Annotated in this window: 23 protein-coding genes; 9 read left to right on the top strand and 14 right to left on the bottom strand. The window is 42.3% G+C overall.

Annotated elements, in window-relative coordinates:
• Window positions 1–111: 111 nt before the first annotated feature.
• Window positions 112–258 (bottom strand): hypothetical protein, encoded by a 147-nt coding sequence (locus CKY02_RS24775; protein ID WP_167405320.1) that lies wholly within the window; start codon window positions 256–258, stop codon window positions 112–114.
• A gap of 42 nt (window positions 259–300) precedes the next feature.
• Between CKY02_RS24775 and envC the strand changes: the two genes are divergently transcribed.
• A complete protein-coding gene (envC, locus tag CKY02_RS16130) occupies window positions 301–1,608 on the top strand; it encodes a murein hydrolase activator EnvC (protein WP_112896084.1) in 1,308 nt (435 codons plus the stop codon).
• Window positions 1,609–1,612: 4 nt separating this feature from the next.
• Window positions 1,613–2,524 carry a divergent polysaccharide deacetylase family protein gene (locus tag CKY02_RS16125; protein WP_240002066.1) on the top strand — a complete coding sequence of 304 codons (912 nt, stop codon included), beginning with the start codon at window positions 1,613–1,615 and terminating at the stop codon, window positions 2,522–2,524.
• Window positions 2,525–2,566: 42 nt separating this feature from the next.
• On the opposite strand, the gene CKY02_RS16120 is transcribed toward CKY02_RS16125, so the two are convergent.
• The 4 genes from CKY02_RS16120 to kbl form a co-directional block, all read right to left on the bottom strand.
• On the bottom strand, window positions 2,567–2,920 hold the full coding sequence (locus CKY02_RS16120) for a type II toxin-antitoxin system ChpB family toxin (protein WP_112896082.1): 354 nt from the start codon (window positions 2,918–2,920) through the stop codon (window positions 2,567–2,569).
• Window positions 2,914–3,165, bottom strand: a complete 252-nt coding sequence (locus CKY02_RS16115) for an AbrB/MazE/SpoVT family DNA-binding domain-containing protein (RefSeq protein ID WP_112896081.1) — start codon at window positions 3,163–3,165, stop codon at window positions 2,914–2,916. Before CKY02_RS16115 ends, CKY02_RS16120 begins: the two co-directional genes overlap by 7 nt.
• 146 nt (window positions 3,166–3,311) lie before the next feature.
• Entirely contained in the window at window positions 3,312–4,337 is a 1,026-nt protein-coding gene (gene tdh, locus CKY02_RS16110) for an L-threonine 3-dehydrogenase (RefSeq protein ID WP_112896080.1), read from the bottom strand.
• A gap of 9 nt (window positions 4,338–4,346) precedes the next feature.
• Complete coding sequence (gene kbl / locus CKY02_RS16105; RefSeq protein ID WP_112896079.1) at window positions 4,347–5,543, bottom strand: glycine C-acetyltransferase; 1,197 nt, start codon at window positions 5,541–5,543, stop codon at window positions 4,347–4,349.
• A 234-nt stretch (window positions 5,544–5,777) separates the two neighbouring features.
• Here kbl and rfaD point away from each other — a divergent pair, with 234 nt between their 5' ends.
• The 3 genes from rfaD to rfaC are packed head-to-tail and all read left to right on the top strand — an operon-like array spanning window position 5,778 to window position 8,744.
• Window positions 5,778–6,716, top strand: coding sequence for an ADP-glyceromanno-heptose 6-epimerase (gene rfaD / locus CKY02_RS16100; protein ID WP_112896078.1), 939 nt, complete (start codon window positions 5,778–5,780; stop codon window positions 6,714–6,716).
• Between the two features lie 10 nt (window positions 6,717–6,726).
• Window positions 6,727–7,776, top strand: coding sequence for an ADP-heptose--LPS heptosyltransferase RfaF (rfaF, locus tag CKY02_RS16095; protein WP_112896077.1), 1,050 nt, complete (start codon window positions 6,727–6,729; stop codon window positions 7,774–7,776).
• Complete coding sequence (gene rfaC, locus CKY02_RS16090) at window positions 7,776–8,744, top strand: lipopolysaccharide heptosyltransferase RfaC (protein WP_112896076.1); 969 nt, start codon at window positions 7,776–7,778, stop codon at window positions 8,742–8,744. Before rfaF ends, rfaC begins: the two co-directional genes overlap by 1 nt.
• Here rfaC and CKY02_RS26365 read toward each other — a convergent pair.
• The 5 genes from CKY02_RS26365 to rfaQ all read right to left on the bottom strand — a co-directional run bounded on the left by CKY02_RS26365 (window position 8,741) and on the right by rfaQ (window position 13,489).
• Window positions 8,741–8,872 (bottom strand): hypothetical protein, encoded by a 132-nt coding sequence (locus tag CKY02_RS26365; RefSeq protein WP_274382178.1) that lies wholly within the window; start codon window positions 8,870–8,872, stop codon window positions 8,741–8,743. The genes rfaC and CKY02_RS26365 overlap by 4 nt on opposite strands.
• Window positions 8,873–8,962: 90 nt before the next feature.
• On the bottom strand, window positions 8,963–9,922 hold the full coding sequence (locus CKY02_RS16085; RefSeq protein ID WP_112896075.1) for a polysaccharide deacetylase family protein: 960 nt from the start codon (window positions 9,920–9,922) through the stop codon (window positions 8,963–8,965).
• A 275-nt stretch (window positions 9,923–10,197) separates the two neighbouring features.
• Window positions 10,198–11,298 (bottom strand): glycosyltransferase, encoded by a 1,101-nt coding sequence (locus CKY02_RS16080; RefSeq protein WP_112896074.1) that lies wholly within the window; start codon window positions 11,296–11,298, stop codon window positions 10,198–10,200.
• The gene (locus tag CKY02_RS16075; RefSeq protein WP_112877818.1) at window positions 11,295–12,428 is read right to left on the bottom strand and encodes a glycosyltransferase family 4 protein; all 1,134 of its coding nucleotides are present in this window, start codon (window positions 12,426–12,428) and stop codon (window positions 11,295–11,297) included. The genes CKY02_RS16080 and CKY02_RS16075 overlap by 4 nt, the downstream gene beginning before the upstream one ends.
• Window positions 12,425–13,489 carry a putative lipopolysaccharide heptosyltransferase III gene (gene rfaQ / locus CKY02_RS16070; protein WP_112896073.1) on the bottom strand — a complete coding sequence of 355 codons (1,065 nt, stop codon included), beginning with the start codon at window positions 13,487–13,489 and terminating at the stop codon, window positions 12,425–12,427. The genes CKY02_RS16075 and rfaQ overlap by 4 nt, the downstream gene beginning before the upstream one ends.
• Before the next feature lie 229 nt (window positions 13,490–13,718).
• Here rfaQ and waaA point away from each other — a divergent pair, with 229 nt between their 5' ends.
• The 3 genes from waaA to coaD are packed head-to-tail and all read left to right on the top strand — an operon-like array spanning window position 13,719 to window position 16,252.
• Window positions 13,719–14,996: a lipid IV(A) 3-deoxy-D-manno-octulosonic acid transferase gene (gene waaA, locus CKY02_RS16065; RefSeq protein ID WP_112896072.1), complete on the top strand. Its 1,278-nt coding sequence runs from the start codon at window positions 13,719–13,721 to the stop codon at window positions 14,994–14,996.
• Entirely contained in the window at window positions 14,997–15,770 is a 774-nt protein-coding gene (locus CKY02_RS16060; RefSeq protein WP_112896071.1) for a glycosyltransferase family 2 protein, read from the top strand.
• Window positions 15,770–16,252, top strand: a complete 483-nt coding sequence (coaD, locus tag CKY02_RS16055; RefSeq protein WP_112877822.1) for a pantetheine-phosphate adenylyltransferase — start codon at window positions 15,770–15,772, stop codon at window positions 16,250–16,252. The genes CKY02_RS16060 and coaD overlap by 1 nt, the downstream gene beginning before the upstream one ends.
• Before the next feature lie 75 nt (window positions 16,253–16,327).
• Here the strand turns inward: coaD and mutM are convergent, their stop codons facing one another.
• Window positions 16,328–17,137 (bottom strand): bifunctional DNA-formamidopyrimidine glycosylase/DNA-(apurinic or apyrimidinic site) lyase, encoded by an 810-nt coding sequence (gene mutM / locus CKY02_RS16050; protein WP_112896070.1) that lies wholly within the window; start codon window positions 17,135–17,137, stop codon window positions 16,328–16,330.
• Between the two features lie 119 nt (window positions 17,138–17,256).
• Here mutM and rfaL point away from each other — a divergent pair, with 119 nt between their 5' ends.
• Window positions 17,257–18,474, top strand: a complete 1,218-nt coding sequence (gene rfaL / locus CKY02_RS16045) for an O-antigen ligase RfaL (protein ID WP_112896093.1) — start codon at window positions 17,257–17,259, stop codon at window positions 18,472–18,474.
• Between the two features lie 33 nt (window positions 18,475–18,507).
• On the opposite strand, the gene CKY02_RS16040 is transcribed toward rfaL, so the two are convergent.
• Genes CKY02_RS16040 through CKY02_RS16030 form a run of 3 tightly spaced genes read right to left on the bottom strand, consistent with a single transcriptional unit; the run spans window position 18,508 to window position 21,785 of the window.
• Window positions 18,508–19,683 carry a glycosyltransferase family 4 protein gene (locus tag CKY02_RS16040; RefSeq protein ID WP_112896069.1) on the bottom strand — a complete coding sequence of 392 codons (1,176 nt, stop codon included), beginning with the start codon at window positions 19,681–19,683 and terminating at the stop codon, window positions 18,508–18,510.
• Window positions 19,664–20,782, bottom strand: a complete 1,119-nt coding sequence (locus CKY02_RS16035) for a glycosyltransferase family 4 protein (protein ID WP_112896068.1) — start codon at window positions 20,780–20,782, stop codon at window positions 19,664–19,666. The genes CKY02_RS16040 and CKY02_RS16035 overlap by 20 nt, the downstream gene beginning before the upstream one ends.
• Window positions 20,763–21,785 (bottom strand): glycosyltransferase family 9 protein, encoded by a 1,023-nt coding sequence (locus CKY02_RS16030; protein ID WP_112896067.1) that lies wholly within the window; start codon window positions 21,783–21,785, stop codon window positions 20,763–20,765. The genes CKY02_RS16035 and CKY02_RS16030 overlap by 20 nt, the downstream gene beginning before the upstream one ends.
• Window positions 21,786–21,873 lie beyond the last annotated feature (88 nt).

Below are 21,873 nucleotides of genomic sequence, written 5' to 3'. Positions count from 1 at the left end.
AAAAAATAAAAATATCCTGAAAATGAAGCACCTTAAGTACATTACCAGCATATGTTCTGTCACACTAAATGTATGTATGCGGGAATTTCAACGATAAATAGGCTAATATGTTTATAGAACTATGTGACCGGGGTGAGTGAGTGCAGCCAACAAAGAGGCAACTTGAAAGATAACGGGTATATTCGATTTCGATGTTAAGACAGCATTATCTAAAGTGTAAAAAATCAGCGTAGCATCTGGTAACTCTTTGTTCATCATGAAATAATCTAGTGCATACAGTAGCAAGGTATATTTACAGAAATGGCTGACAACAAGGAAATGCATAGCCGTAATTATCGGCGCAATCAGAACTCACGGCGGAATGATATCTGTGCCTTATTGTTCTATGCTTTCCTGTTGGTTATTTTCAGCTTTAATACCTTTGCGAATCAAATTATCGCCAATAAAAATCAGCTGAAAGATCTCCAACAAAACATCGCGGAGAAAGAGAAAAGTGTGCAACAACAGCAGCAAAAACGGAGTTCTTTGCTAAATCAGTTGAAAGATCAGGAAAATACCATTTCCAAAATTGGTCAATCTCTACACAACACTCAAACTCAACTCAGTAAGCTGAATAAAGAGATTGCCGTTCTAGTCTCCAATATCAAAAAACTGGAAAAACAACAAAAAGCGCAACGAGATATGCTGGCACGCCAATTGGATGCTGCATTTCGTCAAGGGCAACATCAAGGGCTTGAACTCATGTTCAGAGGAGAAGAGGGAAAGAGAGGTGAGCGCATACTCGCTTACTATAGCTACCTTAATCAAGCCCGTCAGGACACCATTGTTAAACTTGAGCAAACAGCCGTTGATTTAACTGAACAGAAAAAGCTTGAGCAGCAGAAACAGGAAGAGCAGAAGCAAGTGCTGACTGAACAGCAGCAGCAGAAACAGCAGATGGAAGTGGCCCGCAACGCTCGGCAAAAAACTTTGTCTGAACTGGAATCTTCCTTAAAGAAAGACCAAAAAAATCTCGCTGAACTAAAACAAAATGAAACCCGTCTGCGAGATAAAATTGCCAAGGCAGAACAGGAAGCGAAAGCACGTGCTGAACGAGAAGCCAAAGAAGCCGCCCGTGTCCGTGCCCAGATTGCCGCAAAACAGAAGCAAGCACAGCAAAAAGGTTCAAGCTATAAACCGACTGAAGATGAACGCGCATTGATGGCGCGTACCGGTGGCCTTGGTCGTCCGGCTGGTCAGGCAATCTGGCCTGTCCACGGTAAGGTGATACATCAGTTTGGTGAAGCGCTGCAAGGCGAATTACGCTGGAAAGGCATGGTGATTTCAGCCACAGAAGGTACGGAAGTCAGAGCGATATCCGATGGTCGGGTTTTACTGGCTGATTGGCTACAAGGCTATGGGCTGGTTGTCGTTATAGAGCATGGTAAAGGTGATATGAGCCTCTATGGCTATAATCAGAGTGCCCTAGTCAGGGTCGGCCAGCAAGTTCGGGCTGGACAACCTATTGCATTGGTCGGTAGCAGTGGCGGTCAGCAGCAACCCGCACTCTATTTTGAAATTCGCCGTCAAGGAAGAGCGGTAAACCCACAACCATGGCTTGGGAGATAATCAGGTGAGACAACGCAAACTCGCAAAACTCATTGGTATTACCGCCCTGCTTCTCTTGAGCCTACAAGCCAGTGCAGCCCGTCTGGCAATTGTTATCGACGACTTCGGTTACCGTCCTCATAACGAAAACAAAATATTGCAAATGCCTGTTGCGGTTTCTATCGCCATTCTGCCGGATTCATCGCATGGCAGGGAGATGGCCGAAAAAGCCTATAAACAAGGGCGGGAGATCTTAATCCACCTACCAATGGCACCTTTAAGTAAGCAATTGCTAGAGCCGGATACTCTCCAACCAACCATGAGCAGTGAAGATATTGACCGCATCATCCAGCGTGCAATACAAAAAGTTCCTTATGCTGTAGGGATCAATAACCATATGGGTAGTGCTATGACTTCGAGCTTGCCGGGAATGCAGAAAGTGATGCATTCACTGTCTGGTTATAACCTCTATTTTCTCGACAGCGTGACGATTAGCAATACTCAAGCAACAAAGGCTGCACAAGGCACGCCTGTTCGTGTTATCCGCCGTAATGTTTTCCTAGATGATGTGCAATCAGAAGCGGAAACTCGCCATCAGTTAAACCGTGCGATTTCCATTGCCCGTAAGAATGGTTCCGCTATTGCTATCGGTCATCCTCATTCAACAACCATTCGTGCATTACAGCAGATGCTGCCAACGCTTCCCGCTGATATTGAGTTAGTCAGTCCAAGTAGGTTGTTAAGTGGCAAACCTGTTGGTGATAATCAGCATAAATGGGGCAAGCTGTGTGAAATAAAAGAGGCACCCATTACAGTTACCAGCCAAGATTATCTGGCAGTTATTGGCGATACTCTGGTTGATAATCCTATTGTGAACACGATGGGCCAATATATCCAGAAACTGACCGGAGATAAGTCTCAGGATAAAACAGAATAGAAATTCATTTTAAGAAATGGCTAATTATCTTATTATTTCTATTTATTCGATGATAGCTTGCAATATTGCTAATGCCTCATCAACTACAACCTGATCAACTTTCTCTATGAACTTTCCATCTCGCCCAACAATATCAACCATCCTTATTTGGTTCAATAATACAACACCCTGTGTCTTGGAACCTGTCCCTGATAGGGTAACTGTAAATCCTCGATGTCGTGAAAAATTGCCGCCCTGAGTGATTGGAGAAACTAAAACCATCCCTAACTCATTAAATTCTTTGGACGACAAAATCAAAGCTGGTCTGGCTTCTCCGCGGACCTCCCCACCAACAACTGGGTTTAACGTTAGACTGACTATATCGCCACGATGGAATACACTTTTCCGTTTTACCATACTTCATTACCCACCGCGTTATCTGTACCCCATATTGACTCCTCCGTCTCCATTGGAGAACTGGGATCACATTTCGCTATCAGTTCTGCCAATGTATAGTTTCGAGATACAGGCTTAAGCAACAAACTACCGCCTTTCACCTCAATATCCAGTTCATGGCCAACTTTAACGCCGATCTGTTTCAAATAAACAGCAGGAATAACAATTCCGCTACTGTTACCCCATTTCTTGATTGTAATCGTCATAGAATCACTCCAACAGATTGTTTATACATAATATAACTTTATTGCAATGTGTCAAACTTATTATACTTTGTATAACAACTAATAAAAAAACAGGCGCTCAAGAGCTAAAAGCGCCTATTAATTTTAGTGATAACTGATTCGATCGGTTAATCCCAGTTCAGAATAACTTTACCAGACTGCCCTGAACGCATGATGTCAAAGCCTTTCTGGAAATCATCAATAGAGAACCGGTGAGTGATAATGGGTGTCAGATCCAAACCAGACTGAATTAATGTAGCCATTTTATACCAGGTTTCAAACATCTCACGGCCATAAATTCCTTTAATAAACAAGCCCTTGAAAATCACCTGATTCCAATCAATTGCCATATCTGATGGCGGAATGCCCAACAGTGCAACACGACCGCCGTGATTCATGGTATTTAATAAGGTACGAAACGCCGCCGGAGCGCCGGACATTTCCAAGCCGACATCAAAACCTTCGGTCATGCCCAATTCCGCCATGACATCGGTCAGATTTTCCTGACTGACATTCACCGCACGGGTGACGCCCATTTTACGTGCCAACTCAAGGCGATATTCGTTAACGTCGGTGATAACAACATGACGCGCGCCAACATGTTTACACACTGCCGCCGCCATAATACCAATTGGGCCTGCACCAGAAACCAACACATCTTCGCCAACCAGATCAAACGAGAGCGCGGTGTGAACAGCATTGCCAAATGGGTCAAAAATAGAAGCTAGCTCATCAGAGATGTTATCTGGGATTTTGAACGCATTAAATGCAGGAATAACCAGATATTGAGCAAAACAACCAGCGCGGTTTACCCCTACGCCAATGGTATTACGGCATAAGTGAGTACGGCCACCACGACAGTTACGGCAGTAACCACAAGTAATATGCCCTTCGCCAGACACCCGGTCACCAATTTTAAAACCTTTTACTTCCTGACCAATAGCAACAACTTCGCCGACATACTCATGACCAACAACCATAGGTACAGGAATGGTTTTTTGTGACCAATCATCCCAGTTATAGATGTGCACATCCGTACCACAAATCGCTGTTTTACGGATTTTGATCATCACATCATTGTGCCCCAGCTCTGGCTCGGGCACATCGATCATCCAGATGCCTTCTTCTGCCTTTAACTTTGACAATGCTTTCATAGAGATGCCTTATGCAATTACATTTAATTGCTTACCAATGCGCGTGAACGCCGCAACTGCTCGTTCAATTTGCTCTTCCGTATGCGCTGCTGACATTTGCGTGCGGATACGGGCCTGATTTTTAGGGACTACCGGATAGAAGAAACCAGTAACATAAATGCCTTCTTTCAGTAATTCTGCGGCAAACTCCTGTGCCAATTTCGCATCACCTAACATGACCGGAATAATCGCATGGTCAGCCCCCGCCAAAGTGAAACCTGCGGCTGTCATTTTTTCACGGAACAGGTTAGCGTTCTTCCACAAACGATCACGCAATGCATCTCCCTCTTTCAGCATATCCAGCACCTTAATGGATGCCGCGACAATCGCCGGAGCCAGTGAGTTAGAGAACAGATATGGACGTGAGCGCTGGCGCAGCCACTCAACAACTTCTTTACGTGCCGCGGTATAGCCACCGGAAGCACCACCCAACGCTTTACCTAATGTGCCGGTAATGATGTCAATGCGATCCATTACGTCACAATATTCGTGAGTACCACGGCCATGAGCACCAACAAAACCAACAGCATGGGAGTCATCCACCATAACCATTGCATCAAATTCATCAGCCAGATCACAGATAGACTTCAAATCAGCAATCACACCATCCATTGAGAACACACCATCGGTTGCAATCACAATATGACGTGCATTATCTGCTTTCGCTTGCTCTAATTGTGCTCTCAGTTCCTGCATATCATTATTAGCATAGCGATAACGCTTCGCTTTGCATAAACGGACACCATCAATAATAGAAGCGTGGTTCAACGCATCAGAGATAATGGCATCTTCCGGCCCAAATAGCGTTTCAAATAAACCACCATTAGCATCAAAACAAGAAGAATAAAGAATAGCATCTTCCATACCCAAAAATTCTGCCAGTTTTCTCTCCAGCTCTTTATGAGTATCCTGAGTTCCACAAATAAAACGAACAGATGCCATACCAAAACCGTGGCTATCCATTCCCGCTTTAGCCGCGGCAATAAGCTCAGGGTGATTAGCCAAACCTAAGTAGTTATTTGCGCAGAAGTTAATAACGTGGCTGCCATCGGCTACAGCAATGTCAGCATTTTGTGCAGAAGTGATGATACGTTCATTTTTGAACAACCCATCCGAATGGGCTTGTTCTAATTGTTCATTAATTTGCTGATAAAATGATGCTGACATTTATTTTTCTCCTGATTTATAAATGAAGGGTTGTGAGATATTTTACTCATTGATCAGGCTACTGACGACACTATCAGGCAGATAATATTAACTTTGCTGTATCCGTCACGTCATGCAACCTGAATCACCATAATATTTCAGTATATTCCCCTGCTTAAGCTACTGTCGTCATGGATGTTAGATGTTATTATAGAAGCAATTTGCTTCATTAACCCGATTGTAGAGGTGAGTCGGATGATTATTGTCACTGGCGGTGCTGGATTTATTGGTAGCAATATTGTCAAAGCACTAAATGACGAAGGATATAAAGATATTCTGGTCGTAGATAATCTGAAAGATGGTACTAAGTTCATCAATCTGGCTGACTTGGATATTGCTGATTACATGGACAAGGAAGAGTTTATTGCCAGTATTCTGGCCGGTGATGACTTCGGTGATATTGACGCTATTTTCCATGAAGGCGCTTGCTCATCCACAACCGAGTGGGATGGCAAATATATGATGGATAATAACTATCAATATTCCAAAGAATTGCTGCATTATTGCCTTGAACGCGGCACTCCTTTCCTGTACGCCTCCTCAGCAGCAACCTATGGCGGCCGTACTGATAATTTTATCGAAGAGCGTCAATATGAGAAACCGCTCAATGTTTATGGTTACTCTAAATTTCTATTCGACCAATATGTCCGGGAGATCCTGCCTCAAGCTGATTCACAAATTTGTGGTTTCCGTTATTTCAATGTGTATGGACCACGTGAAGGGCACAAAGGGAGTATGGCTAGCGTTGCCTTTCATTTGAATAATCAAATCAATCAGGGACAAAACCCAAAACTATTCGCCGGCAGTGAAGGCTTTCAACGTGATTTTATTTATGTTGGTGATGCCGCGGCGGTTAATCTTTGGTTCTGGAAAAACGGCGTTTCCGGTATTTATAACTGTGGAACGGGTCGTGCTGAATCTTTCCAAGCGGTTGCGGATGCGGTTGTTGAATGCCATAAAGATAAATCTCTCACTGTTGAGCATATTGATTTCCCTGAACATCTGAAAGGTCGTTATCAGCGTTTCACGCAAGCAGATCTGACCAAACTTCGTGCGGCGGGTTATGATAAGCCATTCAAAACCGTTGCCGAAGGGGTAACGGAATATATGCATTGGCTCAATCAGGATAAGTAATCTACTCACTATGAAAATATTGGTAATCGGCCCCTCGTGGGTGGGTGACATGATGATGTCGCAAAGCCTTTACCGGACGTTAAAGGCTTTGCATCCTAATGCAGAAATTGATGTGATGGCTCCAGCCTGGTGCCGCCCACTGCTGGACAAAATGCCGGAGGTCAATCAAGCATTAGCTATGCCATTAGGACATGGCGCACTGGCATTGGGTGAACGCCGCCGTTTGGGGGTCGCCCTACGTGAACGTAAATATCATCGCGCTTATGTGCTACCAAATTCTTTCAAATCTGCCTTAGTGCCTTTCTTCGCCAATATTCCTCTGCGCACTGGCTGGCGCGGTGAAATGAGATATGGATTGCTCAATGATATTCGTACATTGAATAAAGAAGCCTTCCCATTAATGGTTCAACGCTATGCCGCATTGGCTTACGATGCAAAACCCAGTAGTGCGGCAGAGCTGCCTCAACCATTACTTTGGCCTCAACTGGATGTCAGTGACGAAGATATTGCTGAATCCACCGCGGCATTCAATATTTCTGATCATCGGCCTATCATCGGTTTTTGCTCCGGCGCAGAATTTGGCCCGGCGAAACGCTGGCCGCATTATCATTATGCCGCGTTAGCTCAACAGCTTATTACTAAAAAGGGGTATCAAATTCTGCTCTTTGGCTCTGCCAAAGATCACGAAAGTGGAGAGGATATCCGCAACTCACTGACTAAAGAAGCCTGTGAACACTGTATCAATCTTGCCGGACAAACTTCTCTTGAACAGGCCGTCAATATTATCGCGGCCTGTGATGCCATTGTGACCAACGATTCTGGTTTGATGCATGTTGCCGCAGCACTTAATCGCCCTCTGGTTGCGCTTTACGGCCCAAGTAGCCCAGATTTTACTCCACCATTATCCGATAAAGCGGAAGTTATCCGTCTTATTACTGGCTATCATAAAGTCAGAAAAGGTGACAGTGCACATGGCTATCACCAGAGCCTGATTGATATTCAGCCAGAGCAAGTTATCACTTCTCTAGAAAAATTATTACAAGCGGAGAACCAGAGTTAATGCGGGTTTTATTGGTCAAAACTTCTTCTATGGGCGATGTCCTCCACTCGCTCCCTGCACTGACTGATGCAGAAAGAAACTTACCTGACGTCCGTTTTGATTGGGTAGTAGAGGAAGGTTTTGCTCAAATCCCCGGCTGGCACAGTGCGGTTGATCAAATTATTCCTGTTGCTATTCGCCGCTGGCGTAAAAACTGGTTTAGCCCAGAAATTCGTGCAGAACGTCGTTTATTCAAAGAAAAATTAAAATTACATCAATATGATGCCATCATCGATGCTCAAGGGTTATTAAAAAGCGCATTTCTGGTAACCCGACTCGCTTATGGTCCTAAACATGGTTACAACCGCAAAAGTATCCGTGAGCCATTAGCGAGTTTTTTTTATGATTGCTGTCATGCGGTCAGCAAGCAACAGCACGCCGTAGAGCGCATTCGAGAACTGTTTGCTGTCAGCCTGGGTTATACCAAACCGGCGGCACAGGGCGATTATGGGATTGCCCGTCATTTTTTAAAGCAGAAACTAGAAAATCAGGGCGATTATCTGGTTTTTCTCCATGCCACCACTCGCGATGAAAAACATTGGCCGGAAAGCCATTGGAGACAACTTATTGCTGAAATTCAGCCAACGGGTATGAAAATTAAGCTCCCTTGGGGCGCAGAACATGAATACCAACGTGCGCTGAGACTGGCGGAAAACTTCTCTCAGGTGGAAGTATTACCAAAGCTGACTTTGGCACAAGTCGCCCAAGAGTTGGCCGGTGCAAAAGCGGTTGTTTCCGTTGATACTGGCCTGAGCCATCTCACTGCCGCATTGGATCGTCCTAATATCACGTTGTTTGGTCCGACAGATCCAGGACTCATTGGTGGCTATGGCAAAGAACAAATATCTTTAAAAGCGGAAGATGGGAATATCAAAAGTATTACACCATCGAAAGTATTAGCTCATCTTCAAAAAAATATGGCTGATTAATTATTAAATCTGAGGCGTTTCTGGCAGACGCCTATTTCACCCAATTTGGGCAGTATTATCTGCCCAAAATTATACCCGTCATCTTTCAAGTTGCCTCTTTGTTGGCTGCACTCACTCACCCCGGTCACATCGTTATCTATGCTCCCGGGGATTCGTTCCCTTGCCGTCGCGATGCATCTTGGAATCCATAGGGTATAAGTGAATCTCTATTTTATTAATCATGATGACTTCTTAAATTGATAATATTCAGCCAATGTCATTCCTCGAACCTGTGGCTGTAAGTAGTTAAAGAGTGCCTCCAGATCCTGATAAAGTAATTCAATCTGTTCTTCATTTTTAAATGTTGGGCTACCACCAGGCATAAATTCAGATGAATGCAACATAAATTCAATATAATCACTGCCTTCTGCTAATGCCTGTTGGACAACTTTTTTCATTTGTTCCAAATTGCCCCCTTTTGGTCTTAACCAGTTAACAGATGGAGAACGCTGTTTCCCACGTAAGCTATCATATTTCTGTTTAAGGAAATTCATCAGCGCAGAGTGCTTATATTGAATACTCATAGGAACTTCCAGCAAAGAAGAGTCACCTTCTTTAGCAATATTCTGCAAATCCACAAAATAGGCATAAGATGGAAAGTGACGATAATCAGTTCCACCGTTGCCATTAGGATCGCCTTTGGTGAAACGCCAATTAACCCGTGGTGTTACTGAACAATCGACTTGATAACCATATTCCACCAGCAATTCAGCATAATATTCATTAAATGCCCAACGACCTGCCCGATGGCTTAACATTTTAATCTGTAGTTTGTCTTCCAATAACTTAGTCATCAGATCAATTTTGGCTCTAATTTGTTCTTTTGGAAATTCAATCAGATAAGGTTTATAACGCATGTCATCGTCGGTAAGAGGAACAAGTGGTGGATTATTCCAGGCATGTAAATGCATACCAATTTCCCCCTGTCCTCTGGCAATAACATCTTTAGCAAATTCAATATATAAATCATCCATTGCCATTTCATAGTTCGTCAACCAAACTGGCTTAAAACCAAAACGTTCACATAAGCGCTGAAATCTTGGTAAATAATGAGTATTTTTTGTCGAGATCTGACCGTGATTTTGCCACAGGTCATCACCCTCAGTATCAATAGTGATAATAAATGCAGGTCGAGTCATCAGAATATGCCCACAATAGAATAAAATGATGGTTTTATAGTACGCAGATCTATGAAATAGTGCAATTATCTTATCATATATATAGCAGTTCTATATCTCATTAAATCCTATATTTCGTATCTAATCTTATCAATAAAAAACGCTATGAAATGTTAGAACTTTCGGAAAATTGTTTTTTCTTCTATTAAGTTCTCTTAATTTCTGGAACTCTTTTTTATCCATTAACTTATCCTAATAACCAAACTTGAAAAATACATATAACCATTCTTACTTCTTCATTTCATTAAGGATAAATATTTTGCCAAAATAATATCTAAATCAAACTTCTTATACATATCCTTGGTAATTACAGGCGGTTCATAATAGACAAACTTCATTTTTTCTGCAAGTGAATCAGTTGTTAGCTCTGATTTATATTTTTCCAGCTCACCAACCATAATTTCATTAACGCCACCAGGGCACATCGTGCTGACAATGGGGGTATCACAAATCAACGATTCAATTAACACATTCCCTAATCCTTCACTGTCAGAACTCAAAACAACCGCTTTAGCTCCACGGATAACAGGTAATGGATTTTCAAGGAATCCCGTTAAAATAACTTTAGATTGTAAGTTTAAATCCACAATCTTCTGCTTTATCTGTTGAGTAATAGCCTCATCTCCGTGGCCAACAATCAATAACTTACATGGAATATCTGCTTTCGCAAACGCTTCTAATAAACGATCGTGCCGCTTAACCCGGTGAAATCTACCAACATGTAATAAATAGGTTTCATCCGAATATAGGTTATTTTGCAGAGATTTTTCTTTAATATCTGGGATGTTGAAAGGGTTATAAATCGTCACCATTTCATTAGGCGTAAGTAACAAATTATTCTTTAAATCTTTCCCTACAGCATCAGATACACAAATTAAATTCCGGTTATTATATGTCCACTTGATTTTTTGTTTCTTGATCCAGCGAGATAATCCCGTCTTATTACCAAGATATGAGTTTGAAAATACGCCATGAATACAAAACCATACATTTAACCCCGCTAACACTTTTGATTGCACGACAATACGATCAGTTTTATGCAAGTTTGAGACAATCAGCGTAGGGATTCCCTTGCGAAGAAAAACTTTTTCCAAAACCTTATCCATAGATTTAGCCCTACGGCAAATCTCAGTCTGTCTTCTAAAAGGCCCTCTGTATCCATCAACATCAATGATCAGTTCAATACCACTCGGTACTGAATATTCACATTTCTCCGCCAAAGAGAGCAGCGTAACATCATATCCTCTCTGTTGCAGACCATCACAAAGCCGGATAGTGACATTTTCCGCACCGCCACCAGGTAATCCATCAATGATAAATAATATATGTCCTTTCATGATGATGAGAGCACCTTTTCGTATAATCCAATGAGCTGTTGTGATAAATGTTCCGGTGTATAACAGAGTATTCCTGTTCTCGCTAATTCTGACATTTTATTATTCAAATGATCCGAAGGCGTATTCTGAATAGCTTCCGTAATATCTGAAACAGCCAAAGCATCACATACAAACCCGTTATTCCCAGAGGTAATAAATTCAGCACCACCACATGTCGTACTGGTTATTACCGGAAGCCCACAAGCCATTGCCTCTAGTATCACATTTGGAAACGGATCATATAAGGTCGGTAGCAACAAACCATCTGCAAGCTGATAAAAAGGCAATGTCCTTTTCTGGACTCCCATAAACCTGATGCGCTCATTACATCCCAGTGAATTAGCTAACTGCTTATATTTCTTCTCTTCTTTATCCTGCCCCACAACTATTAAATAAGCATCAGTCGCACTCACTGCCTGAATCGCGGCTTTTAATCCCTTTCGCTCAAACCCCGAACCAACATAAATTAAACATTTAGCCTGCAAGGGAAGGTTATGCTCTTTCCTTAATTGTGTTCTCTGAGATTCCGTTGCCGGGAAAAATTGTTTATTGTCTATCGAATTATAAATAACCGATATTTTTTCCTCAGAAAGCCCAAAATCCGTCATGACCTCCCTTTTTACCATTTCCGAGTTACAAATAACCATTTTTAATTCCGGTGCAGAATACATCTTTTGCTCAGCATCCATCACATAACGATGGTAACGACTCGTAAAAAGTAATTTGCTCCGCCAAGGAGATAAAACACGCGCACGCTGCTGTAGCCAGCGCTGATGAACGCCGTCACCCGCACGATAAATATCACAACCGGCAATGCGTTCATGACTTTGAACAAGATCAAATTGCTCTTGTTCCCATATTGTTTTGGCAGCTTTGGCAAATCCTCTCTCACGGCTGATGCGCCCCCACTTATGAGGGTTTGCTAAATGAACATGCCAATCAGGATTAACGTCTCCCTGCCAGGAACGCGTAATAACGTTAAGCTCTAAATTTTCATTCCCTAAAGCCTCTAAGGCACGGGAGACAAAACGTTCTGCACCACCATCCGGACGATATTTCTGCCGAACAATCGCAAGACGTACTAATTTCATAATAAATTTCTCCGGGCGGCAGCAATAACCATCTCACTGGGAATGACATTCAGATAACGTATATCCGTTTTAGTATCAACATCATCAGGATCAGGTAAATCACCATAATCACCAGCCCAAATAACTTCACCTTTCGCTTCCCACGGACGCCAGAATACTAACTTTGATGGCCCAAATAAAGCGATACCCGGTGTTTTTAACGCAGCTGCCATATGCATGGCAACAGAATCCATCCCGATGAATAAATTGGCCCCATCAATCAGCGCTGCAAGTTGAGGCAAAGTTAATTGGCCGGCAAAAGAAATCACTCTCTCTTTTGGGCAATTTGATAAAATCTTCTCTACCATCTCTTCCTCCTTACGATCTGGCCCGGAGGTAACAACGATTGTCCAACCATCAGACTGCAATGCATTAATCGTTTCGCTCATCTTTTTTTCATCCCAACATTTAAAAAACCAGCGGGATGTTGGTTGCACAACAATATATTTTTGATCTACACCATGCTTATCAAGAAGCATCAAAACAGCCTCTTTATCCTGCTGGCGGTAACTCATCGTCACTGTAGTGTTGATTAACGGAAGATTTAACAGCGAAAGAGCTGACAAATTTTGCTCAACAATATGCAAAAACTGACTATGCTCTGTCGGCACAAGATTTGTGAAACATTTTTTCCAAAATAGGCTGCGTCGTTTTGCTAAATCAAACCCAATACGCACTTTTACGCCGGTAAATCGGGTCACAAATGCACTATACCATTGATCAGTAAGATTAATAACCAGGTCGTATTGACGATGCCTTAATCGTTTAAGTAATCTCCATTCATGACCCAAATGTGTTTTAATTCCCTGTTTCTTCCATTGTCTATCTATAGAAAATAGATTATCCACAGCAGAAAAATTAGCCAATATTGGTTCGGTTTCTTTGTAGAGTAAAACATCAATTTCCACCGCTGGATAATTATCCTTAAGGGTATTAATAACCGGTGTAATTAATAATACATCACCATGATGTCGTAACTTTATTATTAGAATACGGTCAAATTGAGTGTGTAATTTACTCATTACATTCCCAGTATAAAGATACAGATAAAAGAGAAAACTGCCGCAACCATGTGCAGAAGCTGCAAAAAATCCACTCTACCTTCACATATAATAGAAGCACGATCTTACGCAAAAATCCTAATTTACCTCTCCAATTCTGTTCAGATCCTAGAAGCCATACGCATTTTCATACTTTCTTTGAAGCAATGTGATACTATTGACACTAATTTATATAAGTGAATTTGATAGAATGTTACTGCGTTTATATCAGGTACTTCTCTACCTTATCCAACCTCTGATTTGGTTGCGTTTATTGCTCCGCAGCCGCCAAGCCCCTGCTTACCGTCAGCGCTGGGGTGAACGCTACGGTTTCTGTGCCGGTAAAGTTGCCGCTGGAGGCATCCTGCTCCATTCCGTTTCCGTTGGTGAAACGTTGGCCGCCATCCCTTTAGTCAGAGCCTTGCGCCATCACTATCCTTTTTTACCGATTACCGTGACAACGATGACGCCAACGGGTTCAGAAAGAGTGCTTTCTGCTCTGGGAAATGATGTTAATCACGTCTATTTGCCATACGATCTCCCCGGTTCTATGGAGCGCTTTCTCAATCAAGTTAATCCAAAGTTAGTCATTATTATGGAAACAGAACTTTGGCCTAATCTGATTTTCCAACTTCACCAACGTAACATTCCTCTGGTCATTGCTAATGCCCGTTTGTCTGCACGTTCCGCTGAGGGATATCAAAAAGTAGGGAATTTCATAAAAACAATTTTGCGCAGCATTACCTTAATTGCCGCTCAGAATCCGGAAGATGGTGAACGTTTTGTTGAACTGGGTCTAAAACGCTCTCAACTGACTATCACTGGCAGTTTGAAATTCGATATCTCAGTAACACCTGAATTGGCAGCCAAAGCAGTGACATTACGGCGCCAATGGGCTGCTCGCCGTCCTGTCTGGATAGCCACCAGCACCCATGATGGAGAAGAGAGTATTATTCTAGATGCTCATTGCAAATTACTGAAACAATGTCCAAGCCTGCTGCTGATCCTGGTACCACGCCACCCTGAACGTTTTATTAAAGCTGAAGAATTAACAAAGAAAGCCGGACTCAGCTATATTCTTCGCAGTTCTGATAAAATCCCTGACGCCAATATTCAGGTAGTTATCGGCAATACGATGGGGGAACTGATGCTGCTCTATGGTATTGCCGATCTGGCTTTTGTTGGTGGCAGCCTGGTTGAACGTGGCGGCCACAACCCGCTAGAAGCGGCGGCCCATGCTATTCCGGTGCTGATGGGTCCTCATACCTTTAACTTTAAGGATATCTGCACCAAGCTGAATCAGGCTAATGGTCTGATTACCGTTACTGACAGCCACTCTTTATTCACCGAGATCAATAGCTTGCTGACTGACGAAGATTATCGTCTGTATTATGGTCGCCACGCAGCAGAAGTACTGCATGAAAATCAGGGGGCTCTTCAACGTCTACTTAAACTGCTGGAACCCTATCTCCCACCTCGGAGCCACTGAATGAGTGACAAAAAACGTCTTTCCGTTGTCATGATCGCTAAGAATTCAGCGGATCTGATAGCAGATTGTCTGACCTCAGTCCGTTGGGCTGATGAAATCATCGTGCTCGATTCTGGTAGTTCAGACGATACCTGCCAGATAGCACAGGCAATGGGTGCAAAAGTATTCTCCAATACTCACTGGCCGGGATTTGGTCGTCAGCGTCAGCTAGCTCAGCAATACGCTTCTGGCGATTATATTTTTATGATCGATACTGATGAACGCGTAACATCAGAACTCAGAGCATCCATAGAACAGACTCTGGCACATATTGATAACAATAAAGTCTACAGTTGTGCCCGCCGTAACTTGTTCCTTGGCCGCTTTATGAAACACAGCAGCTGGTACCCAGATAGGGTCATTCGTCTCTACGCCCGTGATCGTTATCAATACAATGATAATCAAGTTCATGAATCCCTTGAAACTCATGGCGCTCCAATCGTTATTTTGCAAGGGGATTTACTTCATCTTACTTGCCGTGATTTGATGGAATTTCAGAGAAAACAGCTAAATTATGCTAAAGCCTGGGCGGAACAGCGCTATGAACAAGGTAAACAGTGCGGTTATTTCTCAATTTTCAGTCACACTTTTGGGGCTTTTTTTAAAACCTGGCTGTTGCGAGCTGGCTTTCTTGATGGTAAACAAGGGTTAGTATTGGCTATTGTCAATGCTCAATATACGTTTAATAAGTACGTCGCATTGTGGGAAAAGAGACAACAAAAGGGTAAAAATTGATGAAAACCAAAGCCATTTATCCCGGAACATTTGATCCTGTTACCTACGGTCATATCGATATTGTCACCCGCGCCGCGGATATGTTTGACCATGTTCTATTTGCTATCGCCAACAGTGCCAGAAAGAATCCTATGTTTACTCTGGATGAGCGCATTACCCTGGCAAAAGAGGTGACCTCACATTTGGATAATGTGGAGGTGGTAGGTTTTTGTGAATTGATGGCTAATTTCGCCAAAAAACAGCAAGCCAATATCCTTATCCGTGGCCTTCGTTCAGTATCCGATTTTGAGTATGAATGGCAGCTTGCCAATATGAACCGCCACTTTATGCCAGAATTAGAGAGCGTTTTTCTGCTGCCATCACAAAATCTCTCGTTTATCTCTTCATCCTTGATTAAAGATGTCGCTCTCCACGATGGCGATATCTCATCATTCCTGCCAGAACCTGTCGCCCAAGCCATGCTAAAAAAACTGGGCAAGTAATTTACTCCGTTCACTGGAGGCGGCACAAAGTAGAATATTCCCTATGCAACGCCTCCCCTAATTATCCGATATCAACTAATACTGACAGTGACGGCAAAAGAAAGTACCGCGCTGCCCAAGCTTAATACTCTCTATTTTTTCACCACAAATTCGGCATGGTTCTCCTGCTCTGCCATAAACAAACAATTCCTGAGCAAAATAGCCCGGTTTACCATCAGATTGCAGGAAATCTCTGAGTGTCGTACCACCCCGCTCAATAGATCGTTGTAGAACCTTCTTAATCGTTTCCACCAGTAAATTAGCTTCACGCTCAGTTAAAGTATGCGCGGGACGATCCGGCTGAATATGGGCAGTAAACAACGCTTCATTCGCATAGATATTACCAACGCCAACAACCAGTTTGTTATCCATTAGCCAGGGTTTAATCAAGGTTTTTTTATTACTTGATCGGGTGTAGAGATAAGAACCATTAAAATCATCAGAAAGTGGCTCAGGCCCTAAATGAGCCAATACCGAGCACCGCTCAAGATCATCACTCCATAACCACGCACCAAATCGTCTGGGATCGGTATAACGCAAAACCTTACCATCTGCCATCACTAAATCCACATGATCGTGTTTCTCCGCAGGGCGTTCCTCTGGCAAGATACGCAAGCTGCCCGACATCCCCAAATGGACAATAATCCAACCACTTGCCAGTTCAATCAGCAAATATTTGGCCCGGCGTTGAATGCTAAGCACAAGCTGGTCACTCAACTTCATAATTTCTTCCGCCACCGGCCAACGTAACCGACCATTCCTGACTACCGCATACTGGATCACATTCCCCACCAGATGTGGCTCTATTCCCCTCCGGCTGGTTTCTACTTCTGGTAGTTCTGGCATGGTGATAACTCCTAACTATGTATATTGCTTAAGCTCTATTGCATCTGAGCAGATTAAGATAATCTTTTCATGTATTATTTCCAACTAAACCCAACAGAAATGAAAGCAGATTAATGAATATGTTTAATATTAAAAGTCATGATAAAAGGTCATTATGGAATTTATCCATCATTGGGATTTATATAGCCCTTGTTTATCTACCTGATATAACGAGATATAAAAATCTGGTTATCGTGCTTATTGGCATTACAGCACTAACCTACCTAGTGACAGATTTTCGTCAAGTGATACGCTCCATGCGTAATTCACTGTTTCTATCCATTCTATTATTCATCGTAGCAATGTTCTATTCAGTAGCAATTTCCGTCAATCCTGCATTGAGTTTTCAAGAGATGAATAAACCTATCTTAAATGGGCTATTATTGTTCAGTTTTACTTTTCCTGTGGTACTGTACAAAGAAAATAAAGAAAGTATTGCCAAGATGATTCTGTACTCATTTGCCATTGGTATGCTGGCAATATGCCTCACTGATATTGGTAAATACATTATTAACTACAATAAGGGTGAAATGCCCTTTACTAACTTCAACCACCGAGAATTTTCTTACGGTTTTATTTTCTATTTTCCGGTCTTACTTTGTACTTGGGCATTGTGGAAGAAACATACCTTAGTGAGTTGGCTGATACTGGCTGTTGCTTCCGCTATCAGTCTGTTTTTGTTATTAGGTACCTTAGCTCGTGGCGCTTGGGTCGCCATTGCCGTCATCACTGCTTTTATCATCATCATTAATCGGGAATGGAAGCTGACCATAATAGCGAGTTTAATCCTTAGTTTTTCAGTTGTGCTTTCTCACACTACGATAATAACTAATGAAAATACTCAATTATTATTTTGGAAACTTACTCAAACTGATAGCAGCCATCGTTATAAAAATGGCACACAAGGGACTGCTTTTGAGTTGATTCTAGAGAACCCAATTAAAGGCTACGGTTATGGCAATAAAGTCTATCATAAGGTCTACAATGAACGAGTTGCTGACTATCCAGACTGGATATATCGCACATCCATCGGCCCCCACAATATCTTTCTGGCACTCTGGTTTGCCGGTGGAATCATTGGTTTGATTACCACTTTACTGATGACCTTCTCAGCGCTGTACACAAGTAGCCATATTATTAGCCGTAACAATGGTGTAATAAAGCAGGCCAGTATTATTCTACTGACGGGATTTATCGGATTGTTTATTGTCCGAGGAGCCTTTGAAAATACCTATATCAATGAAATAGGTATTCTATTCGGCCTGATGATTGCTCTATATCAGCAGAAAAACGATTAACCAGATATCTCGGCTATATTATCAAATCGATTATTATGCAGAAATATCCTTTGATATTGTCTGCATAATAAGCTTTGCTCTCTGCTCCCAATTAAAACGCTCTGTCACCAACATTTTTGCATAACTAATTTGTGACTTAACTTTTTCTGGATTATCCCTCAGTAACTGAATCTGTTGAGCAAAACTTTCTGCATTCTCACTGTCAGCAAAACTGACCGCATTTTCATCAGCCACATCACGAATAGAAAGAAAATCAGAGATAACCACAGGTTTATCCATCGCCATATATTCAAATAATTTTAGTGGCGAAGTATAGCGACTGCCAATGCTGGTTTTAGTTAATGGCAACAGACAAATATCATTATCTGCAATTATCTGAAAACGTAATTTAGGTTGAATAAACCCAAGAAAATTGATTTTATCGCCAACCCCCATTTGCTGAGCAATCTGCCGCAATTGCTGAATTTGCCCTGGTTCACCACCAGCAATATTCAATACTGCATTCTCAAGGTAAGCCATCGCTTTAATCGCCGTTGGAACACCTTTCCAACGATGCAAGCTGCCCAAATAAAGGATCTGAGTTGGTAATTCACCGTCGTCTGATACACGTTTATCTAATGACATCGACTCGACTGCCAACATATCCACACCATCTGGCGCAATAACTATTGGCGTGCTGACATTATATTCACTAATAATATCATCACTGAGTAACGACGTCAGAACGAAAATAATCCTGGACTGACGATAAACAAAGTGTTCAATTTCTCTCAGCTTCTGATATTTACGCTGATTTTTATTTTCACTTAAATCATGCGATTCTTTAAATGATTGGGCAAAAATCTCATGACTTTCAAAAAATAGCGGAATTTCTGGATGTTCACACAATAAATACTTTGCCATTTTCAGATTACGGGTAAAAACGGCATCTACCCCATTTCTCTTCAACCAATGGGAAACCTGGAAATAGAACATTTTTTGGGTATTGAATGGAAAATACCATTTACGCCGGATATTGCGTAAAGATATCAGTCTAACTGATGGTGATAATGGGCGCCCCAAGATCTCTTCTGCGGTATTTTTACCTTCAGGCGTAACCAGATATACGCGGGCTCCCTGGCGAGCAAACGCATCAACATTCTGCAAAATTTGCAATGATGCTACCCGATAATCAGGAACCGGATAGGGATCAATATAAGCAATCTTCATTATTTATCGCTTTCAGTAAACGATTTGCCGAATGCTCCCAGGTATACATTGTTTCAATCCGTTGACGAGCTGCTTTTCCCATTTTTTGCCCCCTGTCTGGTTGAGACAATAAAAAATTAACCGCATCGGCAATTGCTGAAGCATCGCCTGGCGTGACTAAAATACCCGAATTATTTTCGTTACCGACAACTTCAGGTATGCCTCCAATATAACTAGCAATCACCGGTCTGCCACACGCCATCGCTTCCGCAATTGTGATACCAAACGCTTCATCACCAATACTGGGGAAAATCCCGGCATCACCAGCAGCATAATATTCAGGCAACTGATCATGTCCTACCGGTGGATGGAAAATTATCTGTTTTTCCAGCCGTAATAGCGCAACCCGCTTTTCTAAGCGTTTCAGATCTTCACCTGACCCGATGATCAGCAATTTAACATCTTTATCCTGTAGCTGAGCCATTGCATCAATAGCAACATGCATGCCTTTCCAGCCAACCAACCGGCCGGCAAAGGTCAGCAAAAATGTTTTATCACTGATCCCAAGACGAGTTCTGACAGAAGAGTCTATCGGCCTGAATTTATTAATATCAACACCATTGTAAATCACCTTCGGGAATTGTTTAAAATGGTGCTGAATCTGCCAGGCATTAAAATGGCTGCATGCCACCCAAGCTGAAATTCGCTTACTCAGCTTTCTGTCACCCTTGAAAAAACTGGTGCCACCGCTCATATAGCAAAATTTAGTACGGCTCTCTTTTGGCATCATTCGAGGCCAGAAAAAATCAAATGGCTTAGTCAGAATAACCCAGTCAAAATCCTCAGTAACAACTGTATCGCGAGCATGGCGAGCAAATGAGTAACGTTCAATAATACGTTGAAAACGTCGACCAATGTTAATGACTTTCTCCCTGGGAATAAATGGAAACGTGTGAACCTGGATTGCTCTCCCATTGAGCTCTGGTTGAACATCACCCTTTCCACCAAAAATATGGATCTCATGACCGGCATCAGTCAACGCTTTCGCAAGTTCCCAGACTGCCGTCTGAATACCACCGTAAGACATAGTTACCGTGACATCAACCAAACCTATTTTCATCTTTTCTTCCTGACAACTTAGTTTCTAGTAACTTTTGCGTTGCCTGCCAGACTTGTTCAACAGATATTGCAGACATCGAGTCTTTGCGTGTGGCTTGCATATAGTGAACCGGATGTTCAATAACCACCAAATGCGAATGCTGTTGAGGTGCCAAAAAGCGGCCTGGGTGGAAACTATGATACATAGCAACCATCGGGATACCTAATGCGCCGGCTAAGTGTGTCGGCCCTGTATCAACACCAATGTACAAATCAAGTTGACTCATTATTGCTGCATTCTGTCGCATTGTCAGTCTACCAACCAATGAAGTACACTTTTCAGCCCCTAACCTTTTTGCCAGTGACTGTGCAGCAATTTTACCGTCAACACTGCCTAATAACATAATATGTGACTGGGGATAACGGCCACAAATGTGTCGCGCTAATTGGTAAAAATGTTCAATCGGCCAATCACGATAAGCTTTTGCCGGGAAACTTTGTAACTGAAAACCAATCAGGAGCTTGTTCTCTAAATGATATTGCCGTATAAAACCATCAGCAAAGTGTAACTCCTTTTCACTCACACAATAATTCAACCGCCAGTCATTGACCTCAACATCTACCGCGCTAGCAAGCATGGCCCGTTCCTGTTGAGCTGGCATCAACACCTTTGGCTTTTCCACAGCCAGCCAATCAGATCGCAACGCGGACTTATCTGAAAATGAAACCGTTAAGCGTGATTTACGTTTCGCATACTGCAATAAAGGTTTATCGTCACTATATACTAAAGCCAGATCATAATGTTTACGGGTAAACCAACCACACCATTTTGCCTTACCTTTCGAAAAAGCAGTCAATTTATTGATATCACTTGTATTTTCAAGGATCTGTTTAGTCCTTTTATGAGCCATAACATCAATATTCGCACCAGGCCATTTTTGCTTTAAAGCACGGATCACCGGCGTTACCAGTAAGGTATCACCGAAACGTGCTATAACAATGACCAGAATATTCTTGATCTGCATAAGACAATTATCTAATTAATCTGCCATAAGATTCAACAAAATATACAAAAAAACCATTTTGTATACGATTGACCACAACAAGGTGATT

The organism is Photorhabdus bodei, assembly GCF_003287735.1.
GTDB classification, from domain to species: domain Bacteria; phylum Pseudomonadota; class Gammaproteobacteria; order Enterobacterales; family Enterobacteriaceae; genus Photorhabdus; species Photorhabdus kayaii.
Note: the sequence above shows the minus strand (reverse complement) of the source record. Positions and strands in the feature narration are given on the sequence as shown.